Source organism: Burkholderia sp. FW306-1C-G01B, from assembly GCF_058781685.1.
The window spans coordinates 181,968-205,243 of record NZ_JBYSWZ010000006.1 but is presented as its reverse complement, the minus strand read 5'-3'; the positions used below and the strand labels follow the sequence as shown (position 1 = coordinate 205,243).

Genomic DNA, 23,276 nt, shown 5'->3' with positions numbered 1-23,276 from the left:
AAGCGGAGCGAGACATGAACAAATCCATCCTGCTGGCAGCATCGGCATGCCTGTTCGCGGCATGCAACAGCGGTGCGTACGCGGCGGGCGGCGAGATCGCCGTGATCGTCAAGACGGTCAACTCGAACTACTGGCAGAACGTGCAGAAAGGCGCGAAGGCGGCGCTCGACGGCGCCAAGGGCTACACGATGACGTTCCAGGGGCCCGCGGCCGAGTCCGACATCAGCGGGCAGGTCAACATGGTCGACAACGCGGTCACGCGTCATGTGGCGGGCATCGTGCTCGCACCGTCCGATCCCGATGCGCTCGTGCCCGCGATCAAGAAGGCGTGGGAAGCGCACATTCCGGTCGTGCTGATCGACTCGGCGATCTCGGACGCCGGCAAGCCGTATTACCAGGCATTCCTGTCGACCGACAACGAGAAGGCGGGCGCGCTGTGCGCGAAGGCGCTGATCGACCGCGTCGGGCAGTCCGGCAAGATCGCGATCATGTCGTACGTGCCGGGCGCGGGTTCCGAAGTCAGCCGCGTCGGCGGGTTCCGCAAGTACATCGCGAGCCATTCGAAGCTGCAGATCGTCGGCCCGTACTACTCGCAGTCGCAAATGGCGAACGCGCTGAACCAGACGACCGACGTGCTGTCGGCGAACCCCGACCTGAAGGGCATCTTCGGCGCGAACGAGCCGACCGCGGTCGGGATGGGCCGGGCGCTGAAGCAGTCGGGCAAGGCGGGCAAGGTGGTGGCGATCGGGTTCGACGGCAACGAGGATCTGCAGGGCTTCGTGCGCGACGGCACGGTGCAGGCGATCGCCGTGCAGGGCTCGTGGCAGATGGGGAACCAGGGCGTGCGCACGGCGCTCGACGTCGTCGAACGCAAGCCGGCGCCGAAGCTGATCGATACCGGCGTCGTGATGGTCGACAAGCAGAACCTCGATTCGGAGGCGGCCAGGAACGTCCTGTACTGAGCGGCCGCGCAAGCCGCCCGAGCGCGGGCGGCGGCTGCCGGCCATGCTTCTTTCCCGCACCCTGTCACGACTCATGAATGCAAACGATACGCGCGCATTGCCGCGCAGCGGGCTGACGGTGTCCGCGCTCGGCCTCGGCTGCTCGCAGCTCGGCGGCCTTTATCGCCCGATGTCGGCCGCCGACGCCGGCTCGCTCGTCGACGCCGCGTGGGCCGCCGGCCTGCGCTACTTCGACACCGCGCCGTATTACGGCTACACGCTGTCCGAGCGGCGCGTGGGTGCGGGGCTCGCCCCGCGCGAGCGCGGCGCGTTCACGCTCAGCACGAAGGTCGGGCGCTTGATGCGCGCCGACGCCAGCGTGCGCCCGGGCGACGACGGCTGGGCCGAGCCGCTGCCGTTCCGGCCGGTCTACGACTACAGCTACGACGGCATCATGCGGTCGCACGACGACAGCCGGCAGCGGCTCGGGCTCGCGCGGATCGACATTCTGTACGTGCACGACATCGGCGCGATGACGCACGGCGATCGTCACGCGCACTACTGGGAACAGCTGACCCGCGGCGGCGGGTTTCGCGCGCTGGACGCGCTGCGTGCGGGCGGCGAGATCGGCGGGTTCGGTCTCGGCGTGAACGAATGGGAAGTCGCCGCCGCTGCGCTGAACGAAGCGGCGCTCGATGCCGTGCTGCTGGCCGGCCGCTACACGCTGCTCGAACAGACGGCGCTCGAACCGTTGCTCGACGCGTGCGGCCGCGCGGGGACGGCCATCGTGGTCGGCGGCGTGTTCAATTCCGGTGTGCTGGCCGGCAACGGCAAGTTCAACTATGCGGACGCAAGCGCCGACGTGATCGACAAGGCCACGCGGCTCGGCGTGCTGTGCAAGCGCTTCGACGTCCCGCTGCCCGCTGCCGCGCTGCAGTTTCCGTTCGGCCATCCGGCGGTCGTGTCGTGCGTGGTCGGCGCGCGCAGCGTGGCCCAGCTGCAACAGAACATCGCATGGTTCGAGCGCCCCGTGCCGGCCGAACTGTGGGCCGCGCTGTGCGACGAAGGGCTGATCGCGGCGCGCGCGCCGGTGCCGGGAGCGCGCGCATGACGGCACGCATCGACGCACATCAGCACTACTGGCGGATCGGCGCGCGGGCCGGCTGCTGGCCGCCGGCCGAACTCGATGCGATTCACCGCGATTTCGGCCCCGCCGATCTGGCGCCGCTGCTCGACGCGGCGCGCATCGACCGCACCGTGCTCGTGCAATCGCTGCCGAGCGACGCCGACACGCGCTTCCTGCTCGATCTCGCGGACGACACCCCGACGGTCGGCGCGGTGGTCGGCTGGGTCGACCTGAAGGCCGCCGACGCGCCGGCGCGGATCGCGGCCTTCGCGTCGGCGCCGAAGGCGCGCGGGTTGCGCCCGATGCTGCAGGATCTGCCCGACGATGCGTGGATCGACGATCCGGTGCTCGATCGCGCGGTCGCCGCGATGCTCGAGCATGCGCTGCGTTTCGATGCGCTGGTGATGCCGCGCCATCTCGATGCGCTGCATGCGTTCGCGCGGCGCCACCCGGATCTGCAGATCGTGATCGACCACGGCGCGAAGCCGTTCATCGAACGCGGCGAGCTGCAGCCGTGGCTGTCGGCGATGCGCCGCCTCGCGAGCCTGCCGAACCTGCACTGCAAGCTGTCCGGCCTGTGGACCGAGGCCGGGCCGTCGGCCGGCCCGGATGCCGTGCGAGCGCGCACGCGGCCTTATGTGCATGCGCTGGCCGACCTGTTCGGGCCGGCGCGACTGATGTGGGGCAGCGACTGGCCGGTGCTGCGTGTCGCGTCGGCGTGCGGCGGCTACGGCGACTGGCTGGCCGCGTGCGAGGACGACTGCGCGCAGTTGCTCGGCTCCGCGGCGCTTGCCGACCTGTTCGGCGGCAACGCGCGCCGCTTCTACCGGATCGACGCCGCGCGCGGCGGTGCATGACGTCGTGAAGGCGCTCGTCGAATGCTGATCCGCCATTCGCGACTCGCGACTCGCGACTCGCGACTCGCGACTCGCGGCGGCGTGCGGCCGCCCGCGCAATCGGGCTGCGAACGAGAACCCGCGATGCAAACCCTGATGCGCGAACCGGCGGCCGGCGCCGTCGCACGGATCGATGCCTGCTGCCGGTTATGACGCCGACAGCGTGATCGACACGCCCGTCGCCGTATAGACCGGCGTCGCCTTGAAGCCGTCGACCGTCACCGTCGAGAACTTCGCGGCGCCTGCTGCCGCGTCGATCAGTGCGATGGTGTCGCCGGCTTTCGGCGCATAGCCGTTCACGAACTTCACGTGCAGCGTGCCGCCCGCGACGGTGAACGCACCGCCCACGTGCAGGCGTCCGCCGCCGTTGCCGTCGATGTCGAGTTCGAGCGTCGTGTTGTCGAGCTGCGTGTAGCGGGTCGCGATCGTGACGGGCGCGCCGGCCGCGATCCGGATGCCGCCGCCGGAGCCGACATACACGTCGCCGTTGCCGAACGCCATCGTGGAAGCGGCGGCGAGCGTGCCGCCGCTGACCTGCGTGCCGCCCGTATAGCTGTTGTTGCCCGCCAGCGTCAGCGTGCCGCTGCCTTGCAGCGTCAGCTTGCCGGCGCCCGCGATGTCGTTGCGCCACAGGTCGGCGGCGTTGAGGCCGCCCTTCGACGCATCCATCGCGACGGTCACGTTGCCGTTGAGGGCGCCGTAGCCGTCGGCGGCGGCGAACAGGTTCAGCCGGCCCCAGCCTTCCGCATCGTCCATCACCGGGTAGCCGGACGGCAGTTCGGTGGTCTTCAGCACGACGCGCCGCTGGTCCGCGCCCAGGTACGGGAAGCGCGTCTGCAGCAGGATCTCCGCGCCCTTCGGCACGACCGGCGGCGCGCCGGTCGCGTCGATCGCGCCGAAGCCGTACGTCATGCGGCGCGTGAACGCCGCCTTGTTTGCCGCGTAGTCGGCGAACCGGTCGGTCGCCGTCGTGCCCGAGCGCGCGAATGCGGCGAAGGTCGCATCGGTGGTGCCGGTGAGCTGCTGCAGCGTCTGGTGCGCCTGGCCGTACGCGGCCTGCGCATCGCTCGCGTATGCGGCGAGGTTGGCCGCGCTGACGGCCAGCGCGAGCATGCGGCCGCCGATCACGTCGAGCGGCGAGTGCATGCCGGCGAGGATCCGGTTCTCGCCGAGCTCGAGGCCGCGGCCGACCATTTCCTGGAAGCGCTCGGGCACGAGCCACGCCATCGTCACGGCATCGCGCATCGCTTCGGCCTGGTGGCCGCTGATGAAGCCGCCGTCGGTCGCCGGCGTCGTGCTTTCCGCGGGTACGAGCGTGGGCGCGACGACGACGCTCGAGCTCCAGCGGTACGGCCGCGCGTACTTGTAAAAGCGCTTCGCGGGTTCGGTCGACGCGTTGTTGCCCATTTCGTTGAGCAGGTCGACGACTTTCCCGAAACTCGCGTTGCCGCTGCTGCCCACGCCGACGTTGTTGCCGGTGTCGTTGTACAGCACGGTCGTGGCGTCGGCCGGCACGCCGGTGATGCTGGTCGTCTGCTGGGCGGCGGTGCGCCATGCCGCGGTGAGCGGGCCCATGCCGTCCGTCACGCTGTAGCCCTTGCCGCGCCGGTCGTCGTAATAGGCTGCGTCGGCTTGCTGCGGCGTGCGCGCGGTCGTCGCGTTGACCACGTATTGCACGTTCGCCGACAGCACCGCGTCGTTCAGGCTCGTGCCGCACGGCGTGCCGCTACCGGGCAGCCCCGTGCAGGTGGAAGGGGAGATGGCCGGAAACGCGCCGTTGGCCGGCGCGGTCACGCCCGCATCGACGAGCATCGTCGACGGCTGCCACAGGTCGAGGAAGCGGCTCACCACGCGCACGGCGGCGTTGGTCGACAGCGTTGCATAACGAGCGTCGCCGCGCTGGTTGGTCGCGACGTTGTCGACGAACGCGGGCACGCTCGGAACGGGCGCGCTGTCGACGAAGCCGGGGTCGGCCGGCGGCGCCGGGACCGCGGCGTTCGTCGAGCTCGTTGCGACGACATCGTCGCCGCCGCCGCAGGCAGCCAGTAGGATCGCGGTCGACAGCGCTGCGACGTGCAGCGGGAGACGGCTCGGTGACGCAAGCATGCAAACTCCATCCTGAGGTAGAAGACGGAGCATTGTGGTGGCCGATCGTGACGCGACGGTTACGAAACCGCTTCACGTCATTCGGCACGATCGAGCGCGTCCCGCTTTCGGGGAATGACGTTTAGTCTGCTTTCCTAAACGGGACGGATATCGGAAGCAACGTGTGTGTCAGCAACGGTGCGATGCCGGCGAGGTCGCCGCCGGCGATGCGCTGCGCGATGTCGCTGAGCGTGGCCGGCTCCGTGCCGAGCGAACGGGTCAGCCCTCGCGCGATGATGACGCCCGCCGCCACCGCGCCCGCTGTCGACCGCAACGGCCCTCAAGCCGATTGCGCAAGCGATCCCGTGTCGCCGCGGCACACGCGGTTTCTACCGTGGCGCTTCGCCGTATACAACGCGAGGTCTGCCTGATGCGTGAGCGTGTCGATGGACGCCGGGCGTGCGCGATGCCCGGTCGCGTATCCGATGCTCACTGTAAAAGCCGGAACCGTCTCGGCGAATCCGGCGAGCTGGTTGCGTTCCACTTCGGCGCGAATGGCCTCGGCGACCTTCGCGGTGCCGCTTTCATCCGTATCCGGCAGCACCGCGACGAACTCTTCGCCGCCGTAGCGCGCGGCGATGTCGGCGCGCCGCCGCGTGTGAGTCCGGATGCATTCGGCCAGGAATCTCAGTGCCGTGTCACCCTGCGCATGCCCGTATCTGTCGTTGTACTGCTTGAAGTGGTCGGCATCGATGAACAGCACCGACAGGCTGCCTTCATTGCTGCGCTGGAGTCGCTTCCATTCGTCGGCCAGCGCGACGTCGAGCGCCCGGCGGTTGTTCAGGCCCGTCAGCGGATCGGTGCGGGTGAGATCGGTCAGCAAGGTCTGCTTGCGAAGATTGTCCCGCAATGCGAATGCGAGCAGCCAGACGACCGCGCAGAAGAACGCGCAGATGAACGAGGCCGACACGCCGACCGACCATGACATGCGCGTGAAGCCGGCCAGCACGTCGCGCTCGGCAGGGGCGACGACGGCAATCAGCGGGGTGCCGGGCACCCGCTGGAACGTATAGAGCCGCAAGGTTCCGTCGATGCGCGAGTAGGCCGCATAGAACCCCGACTCCTGGTTCAGCATGCGATCGAAAACCTTCGATCGGCTCAGGCGGACCATCTGGTGGTCGCTCAGCGGCGGATTTCTGGCCAGGATGGTGCCGTCCGTGCGCAGGATCGCGCTGATGCCGTTCGGCCCGACGTTCAGTCGGGCAAGCAGCTGATCGAAGTACGCGAGGTCGATGGCGACAACCGCGATCCCGTTGAATGTGTGGTCCGGCCGTTCGACGCGCCGGGACAGCGCGATGGACTTCGTGCCGTTGCGCGAGCGCGCGCGATAGGCCTCGGATACGTAAAGGCCGACGTTCGCCGCGTCGCGATGGACCTTGAAGTAGTCTCGATCGCCGAAGTCCCAATGGTGAGTCGGGCCGCAACACCCGTCGATCAGGCGGCCGTTCTGGTCTGTCACGCCCATGCCGGTCACGTATTGCGCGGCCGCGCGCTGGAACAGCAGATCGTGCCGAAGCCCGGCGTCCATGTGCCTGACTTCCGGCTTGCCGAGATCGGATGCGAGTGCGATCAGTGCGTTGTTGGACGTTTCGACGGTCCGCGCGATCTCGCTGACCAGCACGGCGGCGACGTTGCGCGAAGTCTCGTGCGCGTGCTCGACGACGCCGCTTCTCATGGCCCACAGCGTCATCGCGCTGATGCTCAGCGCGGCGAGCGACATCAGTGTGCCGAGCGCGCCGACGACAAGATGGTTTCGTCCCGCCCAGTCGGCGATTTTCTCGATGCAAGTGGATGCGGACATGCTCGCGCTCGTGGGGGAAGCCAGGTGCGATGACCGAGGCTGCGCTGAAATCCGGGTTAACGGCAGGTAAGCGAGGAAATCGAGGTCTGCATGCGAAACGAATCGGCGCGGCGTTGCCGCAAACGTGTGCGGCCGCCGCGCCGGTCGAGTTGAAGCCGATCCGTCAGGCGGGCGCTCCGGATTCGTCGACGAGCCGCCCGAGCCGTACGACGGTGACGCCGGGCCCCAATTGCCGCAGCGGCGGCATCACGAGCACGCAGTCGGCATGCGATGCCGCGACGGGGACGTCGTTCGACCCATCGCGTTCGGGCCGGCCTCGCGGGACGCGAAGCGGCAGACGCGGTCGGCACCGGTATCGTTCGCGCGATGCGGCGCAAGGCCGGGAAGCGAAACGTCGGCCGTCATCGCGGCGTGCCGTGCATCGAGCGTGCAACGCGGCGCCGCGGAATCAGTCGAGCCCGCCCTGGCACAGGTACTTGATCGACAGGTAGTCGTCGAGGCCGTAGCGCGAGCCTTCGCGGCCGTAACCCGATTCCTTCACGCCGCCGAACGGCGCGGCTTCGCTCGCGAGCGCACCTTCGTTGATCCCGACGATACCCGTTTCGAGCCGCGCCGACACGCGCGCGATGCGCCGCACGTCCTGCGTGTAGAAATACGCGGCGAGCCCGAACGGCGTGTCGTTCGCGGCGCCGACGGCTTCATCCTCGGTATCGAACCGGAACAGCGCGGCGACCGGCCCGAAGGTTTCCTCGCAGGTCAGCTGCATGTCGGCGGTGGCGTCGGCGAGCACCGTCGGCGCGTAATAGTGCGGACCGAGCTCGACCAGGCGCTTGCCGCCCGTGAGCACGCGCGCGCCGCGCTCGATCGCGTCGCCGACGTGGCGCGCGATCTTGTCGACCGCGCGTGCGTTGATCATCGGGCCGATCTGCGCGGCCGGATCGGTCGCCGGCGCGACCTTCAGCGCGGCAACGCGTGCTGCGAGCTTCGCGGCGAATGCATCGTAGACGCCGGCCTGCACGTACACGCGGTTCGGCGACACGCAGGTCTGGCCGCCGTTGCGGAACTTGGCGGCCATCAGCCCGTCGACGGCGGCGTCGAGTTCGGCATCGTCGAACACGATGAACGGCGCATTGCCGCCGAGCTCGAGCGACAGCTTCTTGAGCGTTGCGGCCGATTCGCGTGCGAGCAGCTTGCCGACGGGCGTCGATCCCGTAAACGTGATCTTGCGCACGCGGCCGTCGGCGAGCCAGTCGGCCACCGCGTCGATGCCGTGCTCGCGCGATGCGGCGATCATGTTCAGCACACCGGGCGGCACGCCGGCTTCCTGCGCGAGGAACGCCAGCGCGAGTGCCGTGAGCGGCGTGTCCTCGGCCGGCTTCGCGACGACCGTGCAGCCGGCCGCGAGCGCGGGCGCGATCTTGCGCGCGATCATCGCGAGCGGGAAATTCCACGGCGTGATCGCGGCGACGACGCCGATCGGCTCCTTGACCGCACTCAGCCGCTTGCCGCGCTGCTGTTGCGGAATCAGGTCGCCGTAGGTGCGGGTCGCTTCCTCGGCAAACCACAGCACATACGACGCGCCATACGCGACTTCGCCGCGCGCTTCGGCGAGCGGCTTGCCCTGTTCGCGCGACATCAGTTTCGCGAGATCGTCGGTGTGCGCGACGATCGCCGCATGCCATGCGCGCAGGATCGCCGCGCGTTCGCGGGCCGGCGTCGCGCGCCACGCGGGCAGCGCGCGCACGGCCGCGTCGGTCGCGGCACGTGCGTCGGCCGCACCGCTGTCGGGCACGTCGGCCACGCGCTCGAGCGTCGCCGGATCGGTGATCGTGAAGCGACGGCCGTCGAGCGCGTCGCGCCACGCGCCGTCGATCAGGTTTGCACTGCGAATGAGTTCGGTGCGGGAGAGGGTAAGTGACATGGCAGATCCTTGGATGAGGGCGGCTCGACGGCGGCAGGCGGTCGCGTCGCGACGACGCGCGTACGGCGTGGCCGCCGCCCGCCGCTCGTCAGTGCCGTTCGCCGAACAGCGATTCGAGCGGATAGTGCCGCTTGACGAACGGCGACTTGATGATCACGTAGCTGAAATACTTCTCGATGCCGATGTTCTGCTCGAGCAGCCCTTCGACGATCGTCTGGTAGTGGCTCACGCTGCGCGTGACGAACTTGAGCAGATAGTCGTAGCCGCCGCTCGCGAGATGGCACTCGACGATCTCGTCGACATCGCGGATCGCTGCGACGAACCGGTCGAAGTCCTCGCGCCGGTGGTCGGCGAGCGTGACCTCGGTAAACACCACCTGCACGTCGCCGAGCTTCTCGAGCTGGATGTGCGCGCCGTACCCGGCGATGTAGCCGGCTTTTTCGAGCCGCTTCACGCGGATCAGGCACGGGCTCGGCGACAGCCCGACCGCATCGGCCAGTTCGACGTTGGTCATGCGCCCGCGCTTCTGCAACTGGGAAAGAATGCGCAGGTCGATCCGGTCTAGCTTGCTGTCCGTCATGTTCGCGTGAGAAGGCAGAAATGGAATGTCCGGTTACTTTAGAGTCGAACGGTAGCCGCCACAAGTCCGGCTTTCCCTCGCCCGCTTCATGCCCGCGTCACGCCGGCTGCGCGTGGGCGGCGTCGAGCGCGCGCTGCACGCCCGCGTCGGCCAGCACGTCGTCGAGCGTCTTGCGCACGCGTTCGAACATCAGGTCGAACTCGCCCGCGGTGAAGCTCAGCGCCGGCGCGAAACCGAGCACGGCGTCGCCGAATGCGCGGAACACCACGCCGTTCGCGTACGCGGCGGCGGCGATCTTGTCGGGCAGGTTCAGCGCCGGGTCGATGCGCGTCTTGCGTGCCTTGTCGGCCACCAGCTCGAGCGCGCCGAGCAGGCCGACCGAACGGGCGTCGCCGACGAGCGGATGCGCGCGCAGCGCATCGAGCCCCGCGGCGAAACGCGGCGCCATCGCCTGGCCGTTCGCGAGCAGCCCGCCTTCGTGATAGAGCTTCAGCACTTCGAGGCCGATCGCGGCGCTGACCGGATGCGCGGAATACGTGTGGCCGTGCCCGACCACGGCGGTGTCGGCGCGGCTGCCCGCGATCCCTTCGTAGATTTCGTCGGACATCAGCACCGCGCCCATCGGCGCATAACCGGCCGTCAGCCCTTTCGCGACGGTCATCAAGTCCGGATCGACCTGCTCGGTCTCGCACGCGAACAGCGGGCCCGTGCGGCCGAAGCCGGTAATCACCTCGTCGGCGACGAACAGGATGCCGAGGCGCCGGCATGCGTCGCGCATCGCCTTCAGCCAGCCCGCGGGCGGCACGATCACGCCGCCGGAGCCCTGTACCGGCTCGCAGAAGAACGCGGCGACGTTGTCCGCGCCGAGTTCCGCGACCTTCGCTTCGAGCGCGGCGACGGACGCGGCGATCAGCGCCTGCGGATCGTCGCCGAGCGGGTGGCGATACGGGTAGGGCGACGGAATGTGGTGCTGGTCGGCGCGCGGCAGGTCGAAATGGCGATGGAACGCGGGCAATGCGGTGAGCCCGGCGCCGAGCGACGACGAGCCGTGATAGCCGCGCTCGAGCGCGATCATGTGCTTCTTCGACGGGCGGCCGGTCGCGTTGAAATAGTGCGTGATGAAGCGCACCGCGGAATCGACGGCGTCCGAGCCGCCGAGCGTGAAGTACACGCGGTTCAGCGACGCGGGCGCGAGCGCCGCGAGCCGCTCGGCAAGCTCGATCGCGGGCTGCGATCCGAAATGGAAATAGCCGGTCGCATAGGGCAGCTTCGCCATCTGGTCGGCCGCGGCCTTCACGATGCTGTCGCGGCCGTAGCCGACGTTCACGCACCACAGGCCGGAAAACGCATCGAGCAGCGTGTGGCCTTGCGCATCGCGCAGGAACACGCCGTCGGCGGAGTCGAGCACGGTGACGCCGCGCGCCTCGTGCGTACGGTAATTGACGACCGGATGAATCAGGTGTTGGCGATCGGCTTCGATCAGCGCGGAGTAGGTCATGGCAGGGCGGGACTCTCGTCGGGTGTCAGCGTGAGTTCATGCTACCGGGCGGGAAATCCGCACGCGTCTTCAATTTGTCGCTTGAAACGTATGGATACGGCGTTTGCACGGGGCGCTTCGGCATTTTCTGCTGCGCGCCCCGCCGGGCCGGGCGCGCGCGTCAGTAACCGCGCATGCGATCGACGACGCCGATCATCGGCTGGCCCGCGCGATGGCGCGCGAGGTTCGCGAGCACGGCATCGACCGCGGTATCGGGCCGCGTCGCGCTCGCGATGTGCGGCGTGATCCGGATGCGCGGATGGGCCCAGAACGGGTGTCCGGCCGGCAAAGGTTCGGGGTCCGTCACGTCGAGGATCGCGCTGTCGAGGCGGCCGCTGCCGAGCGCGGCGAGCAGCGCGGCCGCGTCGAGCTGCGGGCCGCGACCGACCTGCACGAGCGATGCGCCGGCCGGCAGCACGTCGAACACGCGCGCGCCGAGCAGGCCGCGCGTGCTGTCGGTGAGCGGCAGCAGGCAGATCAGGATGTCGGTGCGGGCCAGGAACGCATCGAGCGCCGCGTCGCCCGCGTAACAGTCGATGCCGTCGAGCGTGCGCGGCGTGCGGCTCCAGCCGGCGCACGGGAAGCCGAAGCGCCGCAGCGTGTCGAGCACGGCCTGCCCGAGCGTGCCGAGCCCGAGCACGCCGACGCGGCGGGAGGCGGCCGCGCGCACCGGCCGCTCGTGCCATGCCTGCGCGCGTTGCTGCGCCGCGTAGTCGAACAGGTCGCGATGGATCGTCAGCACGGCCTGCGTCACATACTCGACCATGCCGTCGACGATGCCGGGCTCGATCATCCGCACGACCGGAATGTGCGCGGGCACGCGCGACAGGTCGAATTGATCGATGCCGGCACCGACCGAAAACACGATCTCGAGGTTCGGCAGCAGCGCGACCGGATCGTCGGGCGGCTGCCATGCGGCGAGGTAGCGCACCGCGCGCGGATCGCCGATGTCCGGCCAGATCCGGAACGCGAGATCGGGCGCCTGTTGCGCGAAGCGCTGCGCCCATTGTGCGCCGCGCACCGGGTCGGCCTTGTAGAGGAAGCTCATCGTGCGTGCCGCTCAGCCGAGCGCCTGGTTGACGATGGCGAACGCGCGCAGCGCCGGATCGCGCGCGGGCGCCGCACCGCGCGCCATCGCGACGACGGTATCGACGCGCGGCAGGCCGAGCCCCTGCAGCCAGTCCGACAGCCCGCTGTCACCGGGCACGTCGATGCGCACGAACATGCCTTCGTGCAGCGCGAGCCAGTGGCTGATCAGCGCCTGCGCGCGCAGCGCGTCCGGTGCGATCACCGGGCCGATCGCGTGGCCGCGGCCGAAACGGCGAAACAGCGCGAAGCCGAGCAGTTCGCCGTCGCGATCGAGCGCGATCCCGTTGGCGACGCCGAGCAGCGCATCGACCACCGCATCGCGCGGGTAGCCGGCCGCGCGCGTGGCGAGCGCCGCGAGTCGCGGGCCGTCGTTGGTGCCGAGCGGCCGCAGCCGCTCGCCGGGCGGCAGCGAAATCAGCGGCGGCTGGAACGCGGCGCCCTGGTGCTGGTCGATCGTGCCGATCGCACCGAATCCGAACTTCACGTAGAGCGGCTCGCCGGCCGGCGTCGCATGCAGGAACACGGTCCGCGGGCCGAGGCTGTCGACGACGCGCGCGAGCAGTTCGCGGCCGATGCCGCGGCCCTGGCGCTCGGGCGACACGATCACCATGCCGAGCGATGCGTGCGACTCGCCGAAGCGCCAGCCGAGCGCGGTGCCGACGACACCGGATTCGTCTTCGGCGACGAAGCCGCTGCCGAGCTGGAGCGCGAAGCGCCAGTCGTCGAGCCGGTGCGGCCACTTGACCGCCTCCGACAGCCGGTGCGCGGCGGGCAGGTCGGTTTCGGCGAACGGGCGATAGGTAAGCGTGCGGGAAGTATTGAGGTCGGACACGCCGGACTCCGGATGGGTAGGAATGACATCTCGACTCTGCCAGCGGCACAGCGGCGCGGATAGGACGATTCGCCTGTTTTCCGGCGGCAGCGGCCGCTCGCGTCAGATCGACGCAAACCCGCTCGATCGGCGCGAACGAACACGCGTATCGTGCCGGCGCGCGCTGCCGATCCGGCAACTCCTGCTGTGGGAATGCCACTACGATGAAGGCACGGTGTCGCTGCCGCTTGCCGGCGAGCCGCGTCGGCCGGCAGCCTGCCCGGGTTTTCGCGAGGCTCGCCGGATCGTGCCGCACATCGTGCTGCACGATCCGTGCAACTCGCGGCGATTGTGCGTTTTGGGCGGCGCCGAACGATGTGCGAACGACTTTTTGCCCTGATTCAATTTCGTTGAACCCAGCCCGTCCCCGGCCCTGCCGGGGCTTCACACCGACAGGACGTCACCATGATCCAATTTGAACCGAAGTACATCACGTTCGACTGCTATGGCACGCTGACCCGTTTCCAGATGGCGGAGCTTGCGCGCGAGATTTACGCGGATCGGCTGTCGCCGGTCGCGATGGAGGACTTCGTGCGCGCGTTCGCCGCGTATCGGCTCGACGAGGTGCTCGGCGCCTGGAAGCCGTACCGCGACGTCCTCGTCAACGCGATCCGTCGCACCTGCGCGCGGATCGGCGCGACGTTCGACGAAGCCGAGGCCGAGCGTTTCTATCATGCGGTTCCGACCTGGGGCCCGCATCCGGACGTGCCGGCCGGCCTGTCGCGGCTCGCTAAGAAGTACAAGCTGGTGATCCTGTCGAACGCAATGGACGACCAGATCATGAGCAACGTCGACAAGCTCGGCGCGCCGTTCCACGCGGTGTTCACCGCGCAGCAGGCGCAGTCGTACAAGCCGCGGATGCAGGGCTTCGAATACATGTTCGGCAAGCTCGGCTGCAAGCCCGAGGACGTGCTGCACGTGTCGTCGAGCCTGCGCTACGACCTGATGACGGCCGAGGATCTCGGCATCAAGCACAAGGCGTTCGTCAATCGCGGCCACGAGCCCGGCACGCCGTTCTACAACTACTACGAGGTGTCCGACATCGGCCATCTCGCGACGCAGCTCGGCCTGTAAGCGCCGCGCCGGCTGCGCGCGAATGTGCCGTGCGACGCGCAGCCACCCTGGCACACCCGGGGCGAATCCAGGAGCGGCCGGCCCGGCCGCTTCGTCGTGCGCGTACGATCGGCGCACGAAACAAGGGTAATTACCGATGCGATGACGTTCAAGGTAGAGCCGCCAGCGCCGATATATGTACCGAATGGTTAATATCGCGAGGCTCCCGCATGAAGTTGTCCACGAAACTGCTGATGCTCGTCGCGGCTGCGCTGCTCGGCGTCGTATTGCTCGCCGCGATGTCGCTGCAGACGCTGCGCGGCGCGCTGATCGACAGCCGTCGCGAAGAGATCGTCATTCTCTTGACGAAGGCCGAACATCTGGTCAATTCGTACCGCGCGTTGCAGGCGAGCGGTACGCTCACCGCGGATCAGGCCCAGCAGCAGGCAAAAGCCGCGCTGTCGGCGCTCAACGCGGATACGAAAAGCTACTACTGGGTCACGACTGCCGACGGCGTCAACCTGGTTCATCCGAACGCGAAGTTCGTCGGCACGCGGGCCAAGGGCAACCGCACGACCGGCGGCCTGACCGATAGCGAGGCTTACCGTGCCGGGATGGCGCAGGCGCATTTCGCCCTCGTCGACGTGCTGGTCAAGCGCAGCCCCGACGCGGATGCGGTGCCGAAACTGCAGGGCGTGGTCGCCATTCCGGACTGGAACTGGTGGATCGGCACGGGATTCTTTTACGACGATATCGACGCGGCCTTCACCCGGCTCGCGATGGTGCTGGGCGCCATCGCGCTCGTCATCGCCGCGACGCTGGCGGCAATCGCATGGGGCGTCCTGCGCAGCGTCAGGCGCACGCTGGGCGGCGAGCCGGCGCACGCGACGCACATCGCGGCGCGCATCGCCGCCGGAGAACTGGACGTCGAGTTCGATGCGGCCAAGGCCGCGCCGGGCAGCCTGCTTGCGGCGCTCGGCGAAATGAAGGCGCGCCTGACCGAGACGATCGCCGAAATCCAGACCACGACCCACTCGATCGCCGTCGGCACCGGCGAGATCGCGCAAGGCAACCTGGACCTGTCGCAACGCACGGAGGAACAGGCCGCGTCGCTGCAGGAAACGGCCGCCAGCATGGAACAGATCACGTCGACGGTCAGACAGAATGCCGAGAATGCGCGTCAGGCCAATGCGCTCGTCACCACGGCCAAGGAGGCGACCGAACTCGGCGGTGCCGCCGTGCAGGAGGTCGTCGAAACGATGCGGCAGATTTCCGAAGAGTCGGTGCGGATCGCCGACATTACCGTCGTGATCGAAAGCATCGCGTTCCAGACCAACATTCTTGCGCTCAACGCCGCGGTCGAAGCGGCGCGAGCCGGCGAGGAAGGGCGCGGGTTCGCGGTCGTGGCCTCGGAGGTCCGCTCGCTTGCCCAGCGCAGCGCCGCGGCGGCGAAGGACATCAAGGGGCTGATCGAGGTGTCGGTCGAGAAGGTCGGCAGCGGCAGCCGGCTTGTCGAGGCGGCGGGGGTGCGCATGACGGAGATCGTCCGGTCGATCGACCGGGTCGCCGACATCATGGGCGAGATCTCCACGGCCTCCGCCGAGCAAAGCACCGGCATCGAACAGGTGGGCAAGGCGGTGTCGCAAATGGACGAAGTCACGCAGCAGAACGCCGCGCTCGTGGAGCAGGCTGCCGCGGCCGCTTCCTCGCTGGATGAACAGGCGGCACGGTTGAGGTCCGCGGTGGCGGTGTTCCGGCTGGCCGGCTGAGCGGCCTGCCCGGGGGAGAAACCGGGCGCGGCGCGCATGCGCGGCCCGCCCGCGTCAGAAGATCACATACATCTTGCGCATCGTCTCGCGCACGTCCCACAGCCTTTCGGTGTTCGCGGCGAAGAACAGCGTGTCGCCCGCGCCGAACTCGATCGCTTCCTCGCCATCCGGCGCGAACGTGCCGGCTCCGGCGGGGAAATGCATCACCTCCGCTTCCTTCACTCCGCGCCGGTAAGTGCCCGGCGTGCATTCGAACACGCCGGTGTCGAACGCCTCGCTGCCCGGGATCACGACCTGCCGCCTCGACACGCGGGCGCGCCCGGTGCCGGGCAATCCGGCCGTGCCCCGGTCTTCGGGCAAGTCGGTGTCGAAGCAGCGGGAAATCTTCTGAACTTTCATGCGCGGGTGTCCTCGCGGTGGGGGGAAATCGCCCCGGCGCGGCGGCTGCGAGGGCGGCTCACGGTCGCGCGCGCGCGCGGCCGGCGCCCGGGACATTGCGCTCGTTTCGACCCGCGCCGGCCCGCGAGCGTGCAATCGACGCAAAACATGCGGTTTGGGGCCGTCGAACGCGTTTCGGATGCCGAACGGGCAATTTTGTCGGTGCAATCTGCGGCGGCCGTCGCTTTACGATTTTGTTTGTCACGCATCTGTCGCGAATGGATCAGGAAGGGGCGGCGGCACACGCGCTCGCGCAGCAATTCATGCTGCGCGGACGGCCCAAAACGGTCGAATCGTGTCGTGCAGGTGCCCCGAATCGCGACAACCGCCATTTTGGCGGTGCTTAAATGAACTCAATGCGTACGACGTTGCACTCGCTACCAGCAGGCGGGCGCGGCGGGAACCACGAACCACGCTGGACCCCAGGACCCACTTTCCACAGTCAGGAGCAGTTCGGATGAGCGACGATATCGACAACGGCGGTGATCACCGCGGCTTCACGCGCCGCGACATGATGCGGATCATGGCGGCGGGCGGCATGATGGCCACCGGCGCCGGCGGACTGCTGATGGGGACGCAGCCGGCGTTCGCCGCGCCCGCGCCGAAGCGCGGCGGCAAGATCCGCGTGGCCAACGAATCCAGCTCGACGGCCGATACGCTCGACCCGGCCAAGGGCTCGACGGGCGCCGACTACATCCGCTTCTTCATGTTCTACAGCGGCCTCACGCAGCTCGATGCGAGCCTGACGCCGCAGATGAATCTCGCCGAGTCGCTGCAGACGACCGATGCGAAGACCTGGATCGTCAAGCTGCGCAAGGGCGTCACGTTCCACGACGGGAAACCGGTCGGGCCGGCCGACGTCGTGTTCTCGCTGATGCGCCACAAGAACGCGGCGACCGCATCGAAGGTCAAGCCGCTCGCCGACCAGTTCGCCGACGCGAAGGCGACTGGCCCGGACGAAGTCACGCTGACGCTCACGAGCGCGAACGCCGATCTGCCGGTGATCCTCGCGACGCCGCAACTCGTGATCGTCAAGGACGGCACGACCGACTTCACGACCGGCATCGGCTGCGGCCCGTACAAGCTGAAGGCGTTCAAGCCGGGCGTGTCGACGGTCGGTGTGCGCAACGACAGCTACTTCAAGCCCGGGATGCCGTATCTCGACGAGATCGAGCTGATCGGCATCAGCGACAGCGCCGCGCGCCTGAACGCGCTGCTGTCCGGCGACGTGCACCTGGTCAACGCGATCGATCCGCGCTCGACGCAGCGCGTCGCGTCGACGCCCGGCTATGCGCTGAAGGAAACCAAGTCGGGGCTCTATACCGACCTCATCATGCGCAGCGAAAGCCCGCTGACCGCGAACCCCGATTTCGTCGAAGGGATGAAGTACCTGTTCGATCGCGAGCAGATCCGTTCGGCCGTGTTTCGCGGCTACGCGGTGATCGGCAACGACCAGCCGATTCCGCCGGGCCATCGCTACTTCAACGCGTCGCTGCCGCAACGGTCGTACGATCCGGACAAGGCCAAGTTCCTGTTCCGCAAGGCGGGCGCGCTCGGCGTCGCGCTGCCGCCGGTCTATGCGACATCCGACGCGAACGGGTCGATCGAAATGGCCGTGCTGCTGCAGCAGGCCGGCCAGAAGATCGGGCTGAACCTGCAGGTGAACCGCGTGTCGCCCGACGGCTACTGGTCGAACCACTGGATGAAGCATCCGCTCGGCTTCGGCAACATCAACCCGCGTTCGAGCGCCGACGTGCTGTTCACGCAGTTCTTCAAGTCGGACGCACCGTGGAACGAGTCGGGCTGGAAGAATGCGAAGTTCGACCAGTTGCTGCTCGCCGCGCGTTCGGAGACCGACGATGCGAAGCGCAAGCAGATGTACGGCGAAATGCAGGCGATCGTCGCGCAGCAGGGCAGGGTCGGCATTCCCGCGTTCATCAGTTTCCTCGACGGGTACGACAAGCGGCTCGCGGGCCTCGGCTCGATTCCGACCGGCCCGATGATGGGCGGCATGTTCGCCGAACACGTATGGTGGAACGCCTGACGCCGTCGCCTGCCGCCGCCGCGTGGCCGGTGCGGGCCACCGCCCCGGCCGCGCGCGGCCTTTCCGGGAGTGCCGCTGCATGAACCGAATCCTCATCGGGCTGATCGGCCGGCGCATCGCGGTCACCGCGCTGACGCTGCTGATCGTGTCCGCGATCATCTTCACGATCACGAACCTGCTGCCGGGCGATGCCGCGCAGGCCGCGCTCGGCCAGTCGGCGACGCCGGAAACGATCGCCGCGCTGCGCCAGCAGTTCGGCCTCGACATGCCGGCGCACGTGCGCTACGTGCACTGGCTCACCGGGTTGCTGCACGGCGATTTCGGCCGCTCGCTGTCCGGCGACATGCCGGTGTCGGACATGATCGGCGGGCGCCTGCCGAAGTCGCTCGCGCTCGCGGCGATCACGACCGCGGTATCGGTGCCGATCGCGCTGCTGCTCGGGATACTCGCGGCGGTCAAGCGCGAGTCGGTGGTCGATCGCGTGATCAGCCTCGGCACGCTGTCGCTCGTCGCGACGCCGGAATTCCTGATCGCGACGGTCGCCGTGCTCGTGCTGGCCGTGAAGCTGCATTGGCTGTCCGCGCTGTCGTACAGCGGCCCGATCGAAAGCGTCCACGATTTCCTGCGCGCGTATGCGATGCCGGTGCTCACGCTGTGCGCGGTCGTGATCGCGCAGATGGCGCGGATGACGCGCGCCGCGGTGATCGAGCAACTGAGCGCGTCGTATGTCGAGATGGCCGTGCTCAAGGGCGCGAGCCCCGCGCGTGTCGTGCTGCGCCATGCGCTGCCGAACGCGATCGGGCCGATCGCCAACGCGGTCGCACTGAGCCTGTCGTATCTGCTCGGCGGCGTGATCGTCGTCGAGACGATCTTCAACTATCCGGGCCTCGCCAGCCTGATGGTCGATGCGGTCGGCAACCGCGACTTCCCGCTGGTCCAGGCGTGCACGCTGATCTTCTGCGTCGCGTACCTGATGCTCGTGCTGTTCGCCGACCTGTGTTCGATCGTGTCGAACCCGCGACTGCGGACCTGAGCGTCCCGTCCTTCTCCCGAGATGCCGAACATGCACCCGACCGAACCCGTACAACGCAGCAGCGCGTTGCCGCCGCCCGGCGACCCGCGCCCGTCGTGGGGCGACACGCCGCCTGCCGCACCTTCCCCCGAGCAGCCGCGCAAGCGCCGCGCGATGCGCCCGGCACTGACCACCGGCGGCTGGATCGGCCTGTCGATGGCCGGCCTGATGCTGTTCGTCGCGGTGTTCGCGCCGCTGCTCGCACCGCACGACGTCGGCTCGATCGTGACGCCGGACGTGTTCGCGCCGTTCAGCGCGAAGCTGCCGTTCGGCTCCGACTTCCTCGGCCGCGACATGCTGAGCCGTATCCTGTACGGCACGCGGCTGACCGTGCTGCTCGCGCTGGCCGCGGTGCTGCTCGCCGCGCTGACCGGCACGACGCTCGGGCTGCTCGCGACGGTGTCGGGCCGCGCGGTGGACGAGACGATGAGCCGGCTGCTCGACGCGCTCACGTCGATTCCGTCGAAGATGTTCGCGCTGATGTTCGTCGCCGCGTTCGGCTCGTCGCTGCCGCTGCTGATCCTGACCGCCGCGGTCAGCTACATGCCGGGCTCCTACCGGATCGCGCGCGCGCTGGCCGTGAACATCAGCACGCTCGAATTCGTGCAGGTGGCGCGGGCACGCGGCGAGAGCGCGCTGTACATCGCGTGCGTCGAGATGCTGCCGAACATGATCCACCCGATGCTCGCCGATACCGGGCTGCGCTTCACGTTCGTCGTGCTGCTGCTGAGCGGCCTGAGCTTTCTCGGGCTCGGCGTGCAGCCGCCGTACGCGGACCTCGGCTCGCTCGTGCGCGAGAACATCGCGAGCCTCGGCGACGGTTCGGCCGTCGCGATCATGCCCGCGGTCGCGATCGCGATCCTGACGGTGGGCGTCAACCTGTTGATCGACGGCCTGCCGCATCGCGGCCGCCGCAAGGGCGCGGCGGCCGCCGCGGGAGAACACTGATGCGACATGAATCGACTCCGCTCGTCGAGGTCAGCGGGCTGCGTGTCGTCGGCGGCCGCCCGGGCGGCGCGGAAACGACGATCGTCCACGGCGTCGACTTCGAGATCCGGCGCGGCGAGGTGCTCGCGCTGATCGGCGAGTCCGGCTCCGGCAAGACGACGATCGCGCTGGCGTTGATGGGCCATGCGCGCGCCGGCTGCCGGATCGCGGGCGGCTCGGTGAAGCTCGCCGGCACCGACGTATGCGCGCTGTCCGCGCCGGCGTTGACCGCGCTGCGCGGCCGCAAGGTCGCGTACATCGCGCAGAGCGCGGCCGCCGCGTTCAACCCGTCGCGTACGATCCTCGACCAGGTGATCGAGAGCGCGCTGATTCACCGGACGATGTCGAAGCGTGACGCGCAGGCGAAGGCGGTCGAGCTGTTCCGCGCGCTCGCGCTGCCGGAGCCGGAAACGATCGGCAAGCGCTATCCGCACCAGGTGTCGGGCGGCCAGTTGCAGCGGCTGATGGCGGCGATGGCGCTGATCACCGATCCGGAACTGGTGATCCTCGACGAGCCGACCACGGCGCTCGACGTGACCACGCAGATCGACGTGCTGCAGGCGTTCAAGAGCGTGATCCGGCGCTACGGCATGAGCGCGGTATACGTGTCGCACGATCTCGCGGTCGTCGCGCAGATGGCCGACCGGATCGTCGTGCTGAGCGACGGCGTGATCCGCGAGGCGGGCGATACCGAACAGATCCTGCATGCGCCCGCGCACCCGTACACGCAGAGCCTGATCGCGGCGGTCACGCCGAACGGCGCCGAACGCGACGCGAAACCCGCGGCCGCCGCGCCTGCGCCGTTGCTCGACGTGCGCGGCGCGGTCGCCGGATACGGCGCCCGCACCGCGAAGGGCCTGCCCGCGAAAGTGATCCTGCACGAAGTGGACCTGCGCATCGGGCGCGGGCAGACGGTCGGCGTGATCGGCGAATCGGGCTCGGGCAAGACGACGCTCGCGAAGGTGATCGCGGGCCTCGTGCCGGCCAACGGCGGGCAGATCCTGCTCGACGGCGAGCCGCTCGCCCTCGATATCGGCAAGCGCACGAAGGAGCAGCATCGCCGCGTGCAGATCGTGTTCCAGAACGCCGATACCGCGCTCAATCCGGTGCATACCGTCGAGCGCACGCTCGCGCGGCCGCTCGCGTTCTACCACGGGGTCAAGGGCGCGCGTGCGCGGCAGCGCGTCGCGGAGCTGCTCGAGCTCGTGCGGCTGCCGCCGGCGGTCGCGGGGCGGCGCACCGGCGAGCTGTCCGGCGGGCAGAAGCAGCGCGTGAACCTCGCTCGCGCGCTCGCGGCGGAGCCCGACCTGATCCTGTGCGACGAGGTGACGTCGGCGCTCGATACCGTGGTCGGCGCCGCGATCATGGACCTGCTGCGCGAACTGCAGGCGAAACTCGGCGTGTCGTACGTGTTCATCACGCACGACATCGCCAAGGTGCGCGCGATCAGCGACGACATCGTCGTGCTGTATGCGGGCCGCCGCGTCGAGACGGGTAGCCGCGACGCGCTGTGCGCGCCGCCTTACCACCCGTACTCGCACCTGCTCGTGTCGTCGGCGCCGGAACTGCGCGCGGGCTGGCTCGACGATGCGGCCGAGCGTTGCCACCGGCCGCTGGTGCCGATCGGCGCGAGCGCGGACGATGCGCAGCTGTGCCCGTTCCTGTCGCGCTGCCCGATGCGGATCGACGGCGTATGCAATCAAACGGCACCCGTGCTGCGCACCCTCGACAACGGCGCGCAGGTACTGTGCCATCGCAGCGAGGACGACCTGACGCGCTTCCAGGCGGAGCCGGCGGCGGTCGTCGCGCCGGTGCAGCCGGTGCGCCTGTAGCGTGTCGCACCGTTCGTTTTCCGTGCTCGCGTGCGCCGGCGATCGGCTTTCCGCACAGGCTGCCGCGGCGGTCGCGAAAAACGGTGGATTGTGCGTGCGCCGTACCCGAATACGCGGCAACTGCGCTTCTTGATGGTGATTAAATGGTTTTCAATGAGCGATCGCCGATCGTCGTCGCCGGAAGGCTTGGAAAGGATCCGATGAAACCCGAATCGTACTGGCTGGATATTCGCCGCGCGTGTCGCGCCGGCCGTGAAGGGCCCGCCGAAGGGCGCGCCGACGTGGCCGTCGCCTCTATCGTGCGTTCGGGGTCCGCGAACATCGCTCCCGGTTCGCACCCGGCATCGGCGACACCATGGCGCAATTGATCGACACCGGCGCGGCCGACACGCCGATCGAGCCGTTCGCGATCGCGCGCTGCGTCGCAATGGCCACTGCCGCGCAGGCGGCCGCATGAGGATGGAGAACATGATCGATCTGTTCCGCGAGCCGGTCGAAAATGCGGTGCTCCGCGCTGCCGGCGTCGGGCGCCCCGTATCGACGGCCATCGACGACGTGCTGCGCACGATCGATGCGTCGTTCGCGCAGCCGTTGAATCTCGATACGCTCGCGGCGGTGGCCGGGTTGAGCGTGTCGCGTTTCACCGCGCGGTTTCGCAGCGAAATCGGGCTGTCGCCGCATCGGTATCTGTGTCTGGTACGGGTTCGGCGTGCGCAGGACTTGCTGCGCGGCGGCGTGGCGCCGTCGGTCGTGGCGACCGAGGTCGGTTTCTTCGACCAGAGCCATCTGTGCCGGCATTTCCGGCGGGTGCTCGGGATTACGCCGCGCGATTACGTGAGCGCGCGCTCGGGTGGGGCGCCGGGGCGAACCACGTCGATGCGTACGCGCGCCGAACGCCGGGACGCGTCCTGTCACGCCGCGTAAGCGCAAGCGCGGGCACGCGGCTGCGACCGGCCCTGGCTTGCCCGGTGAAGACGCCTGCCGGCCGTGGCGTGGTCATTAAACCGTACTTAACGATCGCTTTGCTGGAGGTTAATCAATCGGGAAGACCTGCGCCGCATAATTGCAGGCACGAACCACCAGCGGCGCGATTCAATTATTTCGCAACGAACACACGTTATCGAACAAATCAATACTCCTGACGGTTGCCGGATGAGAAGTCGCGAGAACGACG

18 protein-coding genes are annotated in these 23,276 nt (G+C 68.7%); 10 read left to right on the top strand and 8 right to left on the bottom strand.

From position 1 onward, the window contains the following. Positions 1-14 precede the first annotated feature (14 nt). The 3 genes from AC3WLY_RS14290 (at position 15) to AC3WLY_RS14280 (ending at position 2,924) form a co-directional block, all read left to right on the top strand. On the top strand, positions 15-962 hold the full coding sequence (locus AC3WLY_RS14290) for an ABC transporter substrate-binding protein (protein WP_175749198.1): 948 nt from the start codon (positions 15-17) through the stop codon (positions 960-962). Between the two features lie 73 nt (positions 963-1,035). After that, on the top strand, positions 1,036-2,052 hold the full coding sequence (locus tag AC3WLY_RS14285) for an aldo/keto reductase (RefSeq protein ID WP_492308712.1): 1,017 nt from the start codon (positions 1,036-1,038) through the stop codon (positions 2,050-2,052). Next, a complete protein-coding gene (locus AC3WLY_RS14280; RefSeq protein ID WP_425131540.1) occupies positions 2,049-2,924 on the top strand; it encodes an amidohydrolase family protein in 876 nt (291 codons plus the stop codon). The genes AC3WLY_RS14285 and AC3WLY_RS14280 overlap by 4 nt, the downstream gene beginning before the upstream one ends. A gap of 186 nt (positions 2,925-3,110) precedes the next feature. Here AC3WLY_RS14280 and AC3WLY_RS14275 read toward each other — a convergent pair whose 3' ends face one another. The 7 genes from AC3WLY_RS14275 to AC3WLY_RS14245 form a co-directional block, all read right to left on the bottom strand. Beyond that, positions 3,111-5,069: an autotransporter-associated beta strand repeat-containing protein gene (locus AC3WLY_RS14275; protein WP_492308713.1), complete on the bottom strand. Its 1,959-nt coding sequence runs from the start codon at positions 5,067-5,069 to the stop codon at positions 3,111-3,113. 319 nt (positions 5,070-5,388) lie between these two features. Then, positions 5,389-6,909 carry a sensor domain-containing diguanylate cyclase gene (locus tag AC3WLY_RS14270; RefSeq protein ID WP_492308714.1) on the bottom strand — a complete coding sequence of 507 codons (1,521 nt, stop codon included), beginning with the start codon at positions 6,907-6,909 and terminating at the stop codon, positions 5,389-5,391. Positions 6,910-7,357: 448 nt separating this feature from the next. Then, positions 7,358-8,830, bottom strand: coding sequence for an NAD-dependent succinate-semialdehyde dehydrogenase (locus tag AC3WLY_RS14265; RefSeq protein WP_492308715.1), 1,473 nt, complete (start codon positions 8,828-8,830; stop codon positions 7,358-7,360). Between the two features lie 88 nt (positions 8,831-8,918). Next, complete coding sequence (locus AC3WLY_RS14260; protein WP_034182400.1) at positions 8,919-9,410, bottom strand: Lrp/AsnC family transcriptional regulator; 492 nt, start codon at positions 9,408-9,410, stop codon at positions 8,919-8,921. Between the two features lie 97 nt (positions 9,411-9,507). After that, on the bottom strand, positions 9,508-10,908 hold the full coding sequence (locus AC3WLY_RS14255; protein WP_175963440.1) for an aspartate aminotransferase family protein: 1,401 nt from the start codon (positions 10,906-10,908) through the stop codon (positions 9,508-9,510). A 160-nt stretch (positions 10,909-11,068) separates the two neighbouring features. Then, positions 11,069-11,995, bottom strand: coding sequence for a 2-hydroxyacid dehydrogenase (locus AC3WLY_RS14250; RefSeq protein ID WP_175963441.1), 927 nt, complete (start codon positions 11,993-11,995; stop codon positions 11,069-11,071). 12 nt (positions 11,996-12,007) lie between these two features. Next, complete coding sequence (locus tag AC3WLY_RS14245; RefSeq protein ID WP_175963442.1) at positions 12,008-12,868, bottom strand: GNAT family N-acetyltransferase; 861 nt, start codon at positions 12,866-12,868, stop codon at positions 12,008-12,010. 444 nt (positions 12,869-13,312) lie between these two features. Here AC3WLY_RS14245 and AC3WLY_RS14240 point away from each other — a divergent pair, with 444 nt between their 5' ends. Together AC3WLY_RS14240 and AC3WLY_RS14235 are read left to right on the top strand one after the other, a co-directional pair. Further along, the gene (locus AC3WLY_RS14240) at positions 13,313-13,981 is read left to right on the top strand and encodes a haloacid dehalogenase type II (RefSeq protein ID WP_492308716.1); all 669 of its coding nucleotides are present in this window, start codon (positions 13,313-13,315) and stop codon (positions 13,979-13,981) included. A gap of 209 nt (positions 13,982-14,190) precedes the next feature. Then, positions 14,191-15,729, top strand: coding sequence for a methyl-accepting chemotaxis protein (locus AC3WLY_RS14235; protein ID WP_175963492.1), 1,539 nt, complete (start codon positions 14,191-14,193; stop codon positions 15,727-15,729). Positions 15,730-15,783: 54 nt separating this feature from the next. Here AC3WLY_RS14235 and AC3WLY_RS14230 read toward each other — a convergent pair whose 3' ends face one another. Continuing rightward, positions 15,784-16,128, bottom strand: coding sequence for a cupin domain-containing protein (locus tag AC3WLY_RS14230; protein WP_492308717.1), 345 nt, complete (start codon positions 16,126-16,128; stop codon positions 15,784-15,786). Between the two features lie 496 nt (positions 16,129-16,624). Here AC3WLY_RS14230 and AC3WLY_RS14225 point away from each other — a divergent pair, with 496 nt between their 5' ends. The 5 genes from AC3WLY_RS14225 (at position 16,625) to AC3WLY_RS14205 (ending at position 23,026) form a co-directional block, all read left to right on the top strand. After that, positions 16,625-18,211 carry an ABC transporter substrate-binding protein gene (locus AC3WLY_RS14225; protein WP_175963444.1) on the top strand — a complete coding sequence of 529 codons (1,587 nt, stop codon included), beginning with the start codon at positions 16,625-16,627 and terminating at the stop codon, positions 18,209-18,211. Between the two features lie 79 nt (positions 18,212-18,290). Further along, positions 18,291-19,244, top strand: coding sequence for an ABC transporter permease (locus tag AC3WLY_RS14220; RefSeq protein WP_425131547.1), 954 nt, complete (start codon positions 18,291-18,293; stop codon positions 19,242-19,244). Positions 19,245-19,274: 30 nt separating this feature from the next. Further along, the gene (locus AC3WLY_RS14215; RefSeq protein ID WP_072440664.1) at positions 19,275-20,231 is read left to right on the top strand and encodes an ABC transporter permease; all 957 of its coding nucleotides are present in this window, start codon (positions 19,275-19,277) and stop codon (positions 20,229-20,231) included. Next, positions 20,231-22,102: an ABC transporter ATP-binding protein gene (locus tag AC3WLY_RS14210; RefSeq protein WP_492308718.1), complete on the top strand. Its 1,872-nt coding sequence runs from the start codon at positions 20,231-20,233 to the stop codon at positions 22,100-22,102. Before AC3WLY_RS14215 ends, AC3WLY_RS14210 begins: the two co-directional genes overlap by 1 nt. Before the next feature lie 468 nt (positions 22,103-22,570). Next, positions 22,571-23,026, top strand: coding sequence for a helix-turn-helix domain-containing protein (locus tag AC3WLY_RS14205; protein WP_310136225.1), 456 nt, complete (start codon positions 22,571-22,573; stop codon positions 23,024-23,026). The last annotated feature ends 250 nt before the right edge of the window (positions 23,027-23,276 follow it).

Excerpts from the sequence above, each read along its gene's own strand:
- AC3WLY_RS14290 (WP_175749198.1), top strand. The coding sequence starts at position 15 with ATGAACAAATCCATCCTGCTGGCAGCATCGGCATGCCTGTTCGCGGCA.
- AC3WLY_RS14285 (WP_492308712.1), top strand. The coding sequence starts at position 1,036 with ATGAATGCAAACGATACGCGCGCATTGCCGCGCAGCGGGCTGACGGTG.
- AC3WLY_RS14280 (WP_425131540.1), top strand. The coding sequence starts at position 2,049 with ATGACGGCACGCATCGACGCACATCAGCACTACTGGCGGATCGGCGCG.
- AC3WLY_RS14275 (WP_492308713.1), bottom strand. The coding sequence starts at position 5,069 with ATGCTTGCGTCACCGAGCCGTCTCCCGCTGCACGTCGCAGCGCTGTCG.
- AC3WLY_RS14270 (WP_492308714.1), bottom strand. The coding sequence starts at position 6,909 with ATGTCCGCATCCACTTGCATCGAGAAAATCGCCGACTGGGCGGGACGA.
- AC3WLY_RS14265 (WP_492308715.1), bottom strand. The coding sequence starts at position 8,830 with ATGTCACTTACCCTCTCCCGCACCGAACTCATTCGCAGTGCAAACCTG.
- AC3WLY_RS14260 (WP_034182400.1), bottom strand. The coding sequence starts at position 9,410 with ATGACGGACAGCAAGCTAGACCGGATCGACCTGCGCATTCTTTCCCAG.
- AC3WLY_RS14255 (WP_175963440.1), bottom strand. The coding sequence starts at position 10,908 with ATGACCTACTCCGCGCTGATCGAAGCCGATCGCCAACACCTGATTCAT.
- AC3WLY_RS14250 (WP_175963441.1), bottom strand. The coding sequence starts at position 11,995 with ATGAGCTTCCTCTACAAGGCCGACCCGGTGCGCGGCGCACAATGGGCG.
- AC3WLY_RS14240 (WP_492308716.1), top strand. The coding sequence starts at position 13,313 with ATGATCCAATTTGAACCGAAGTACATCACGTTCGACTGCTATGGCACG.
- AC3WLY_RS14235 (WP_175963492.1), top strand. The coding sequence starts at position 14,191 with ATGAAGTTGTCCACGAAACTGCTGATGCTCGTCGCGGCTGCGCTGCTC.
- AC3WLY_RS14230 (WP_492308717.1), bottom strand. The coding sequence starts at position 16,128 with ATGAAAGTTCAGAAGATTTCCCGCTGCTTCGACACCGACTTGCCCGAA.
- AC3WLY_RS14225 (WP_175963444.1), top strand. The coding sequence starts at position 16,625 with ATGAGCGACGATATCGACAACGGCGGTGATCACCGCGGCTTCACGCGC.
- AC3WLY_RS14220 (WP_425131547.1), top strand. The coding sequence starts at position 18,291 with ATGAACCGAATCCTCATCGGGCTGATCGGCCGGCGCATCGCGGTCACC.
- AC3WLY_RS14215 (WP_072440664.1), top strand. The coding sequence starts at position 19,275 with ATGCACCCGACCGAACCCGTACAACGCAGCAGCGCGTTGCCGCCGCCC.
- AC3WLY_RS14210 (WP_492308718.1), top strand. The coding sequence starts at position 20,231 with ATGCGACATGAATCGACTCCGCTCGTCGAGGTCAGCGGGCTGCGTGTC.
- AC3WLY_RS14205 (WP_310136225.1), top strand. The coding sequence starts at position 22,571 with ATGATCGATCTGTTCCGCGAGCCGGTCGAAAATGCGGTGCTCCGCGCT.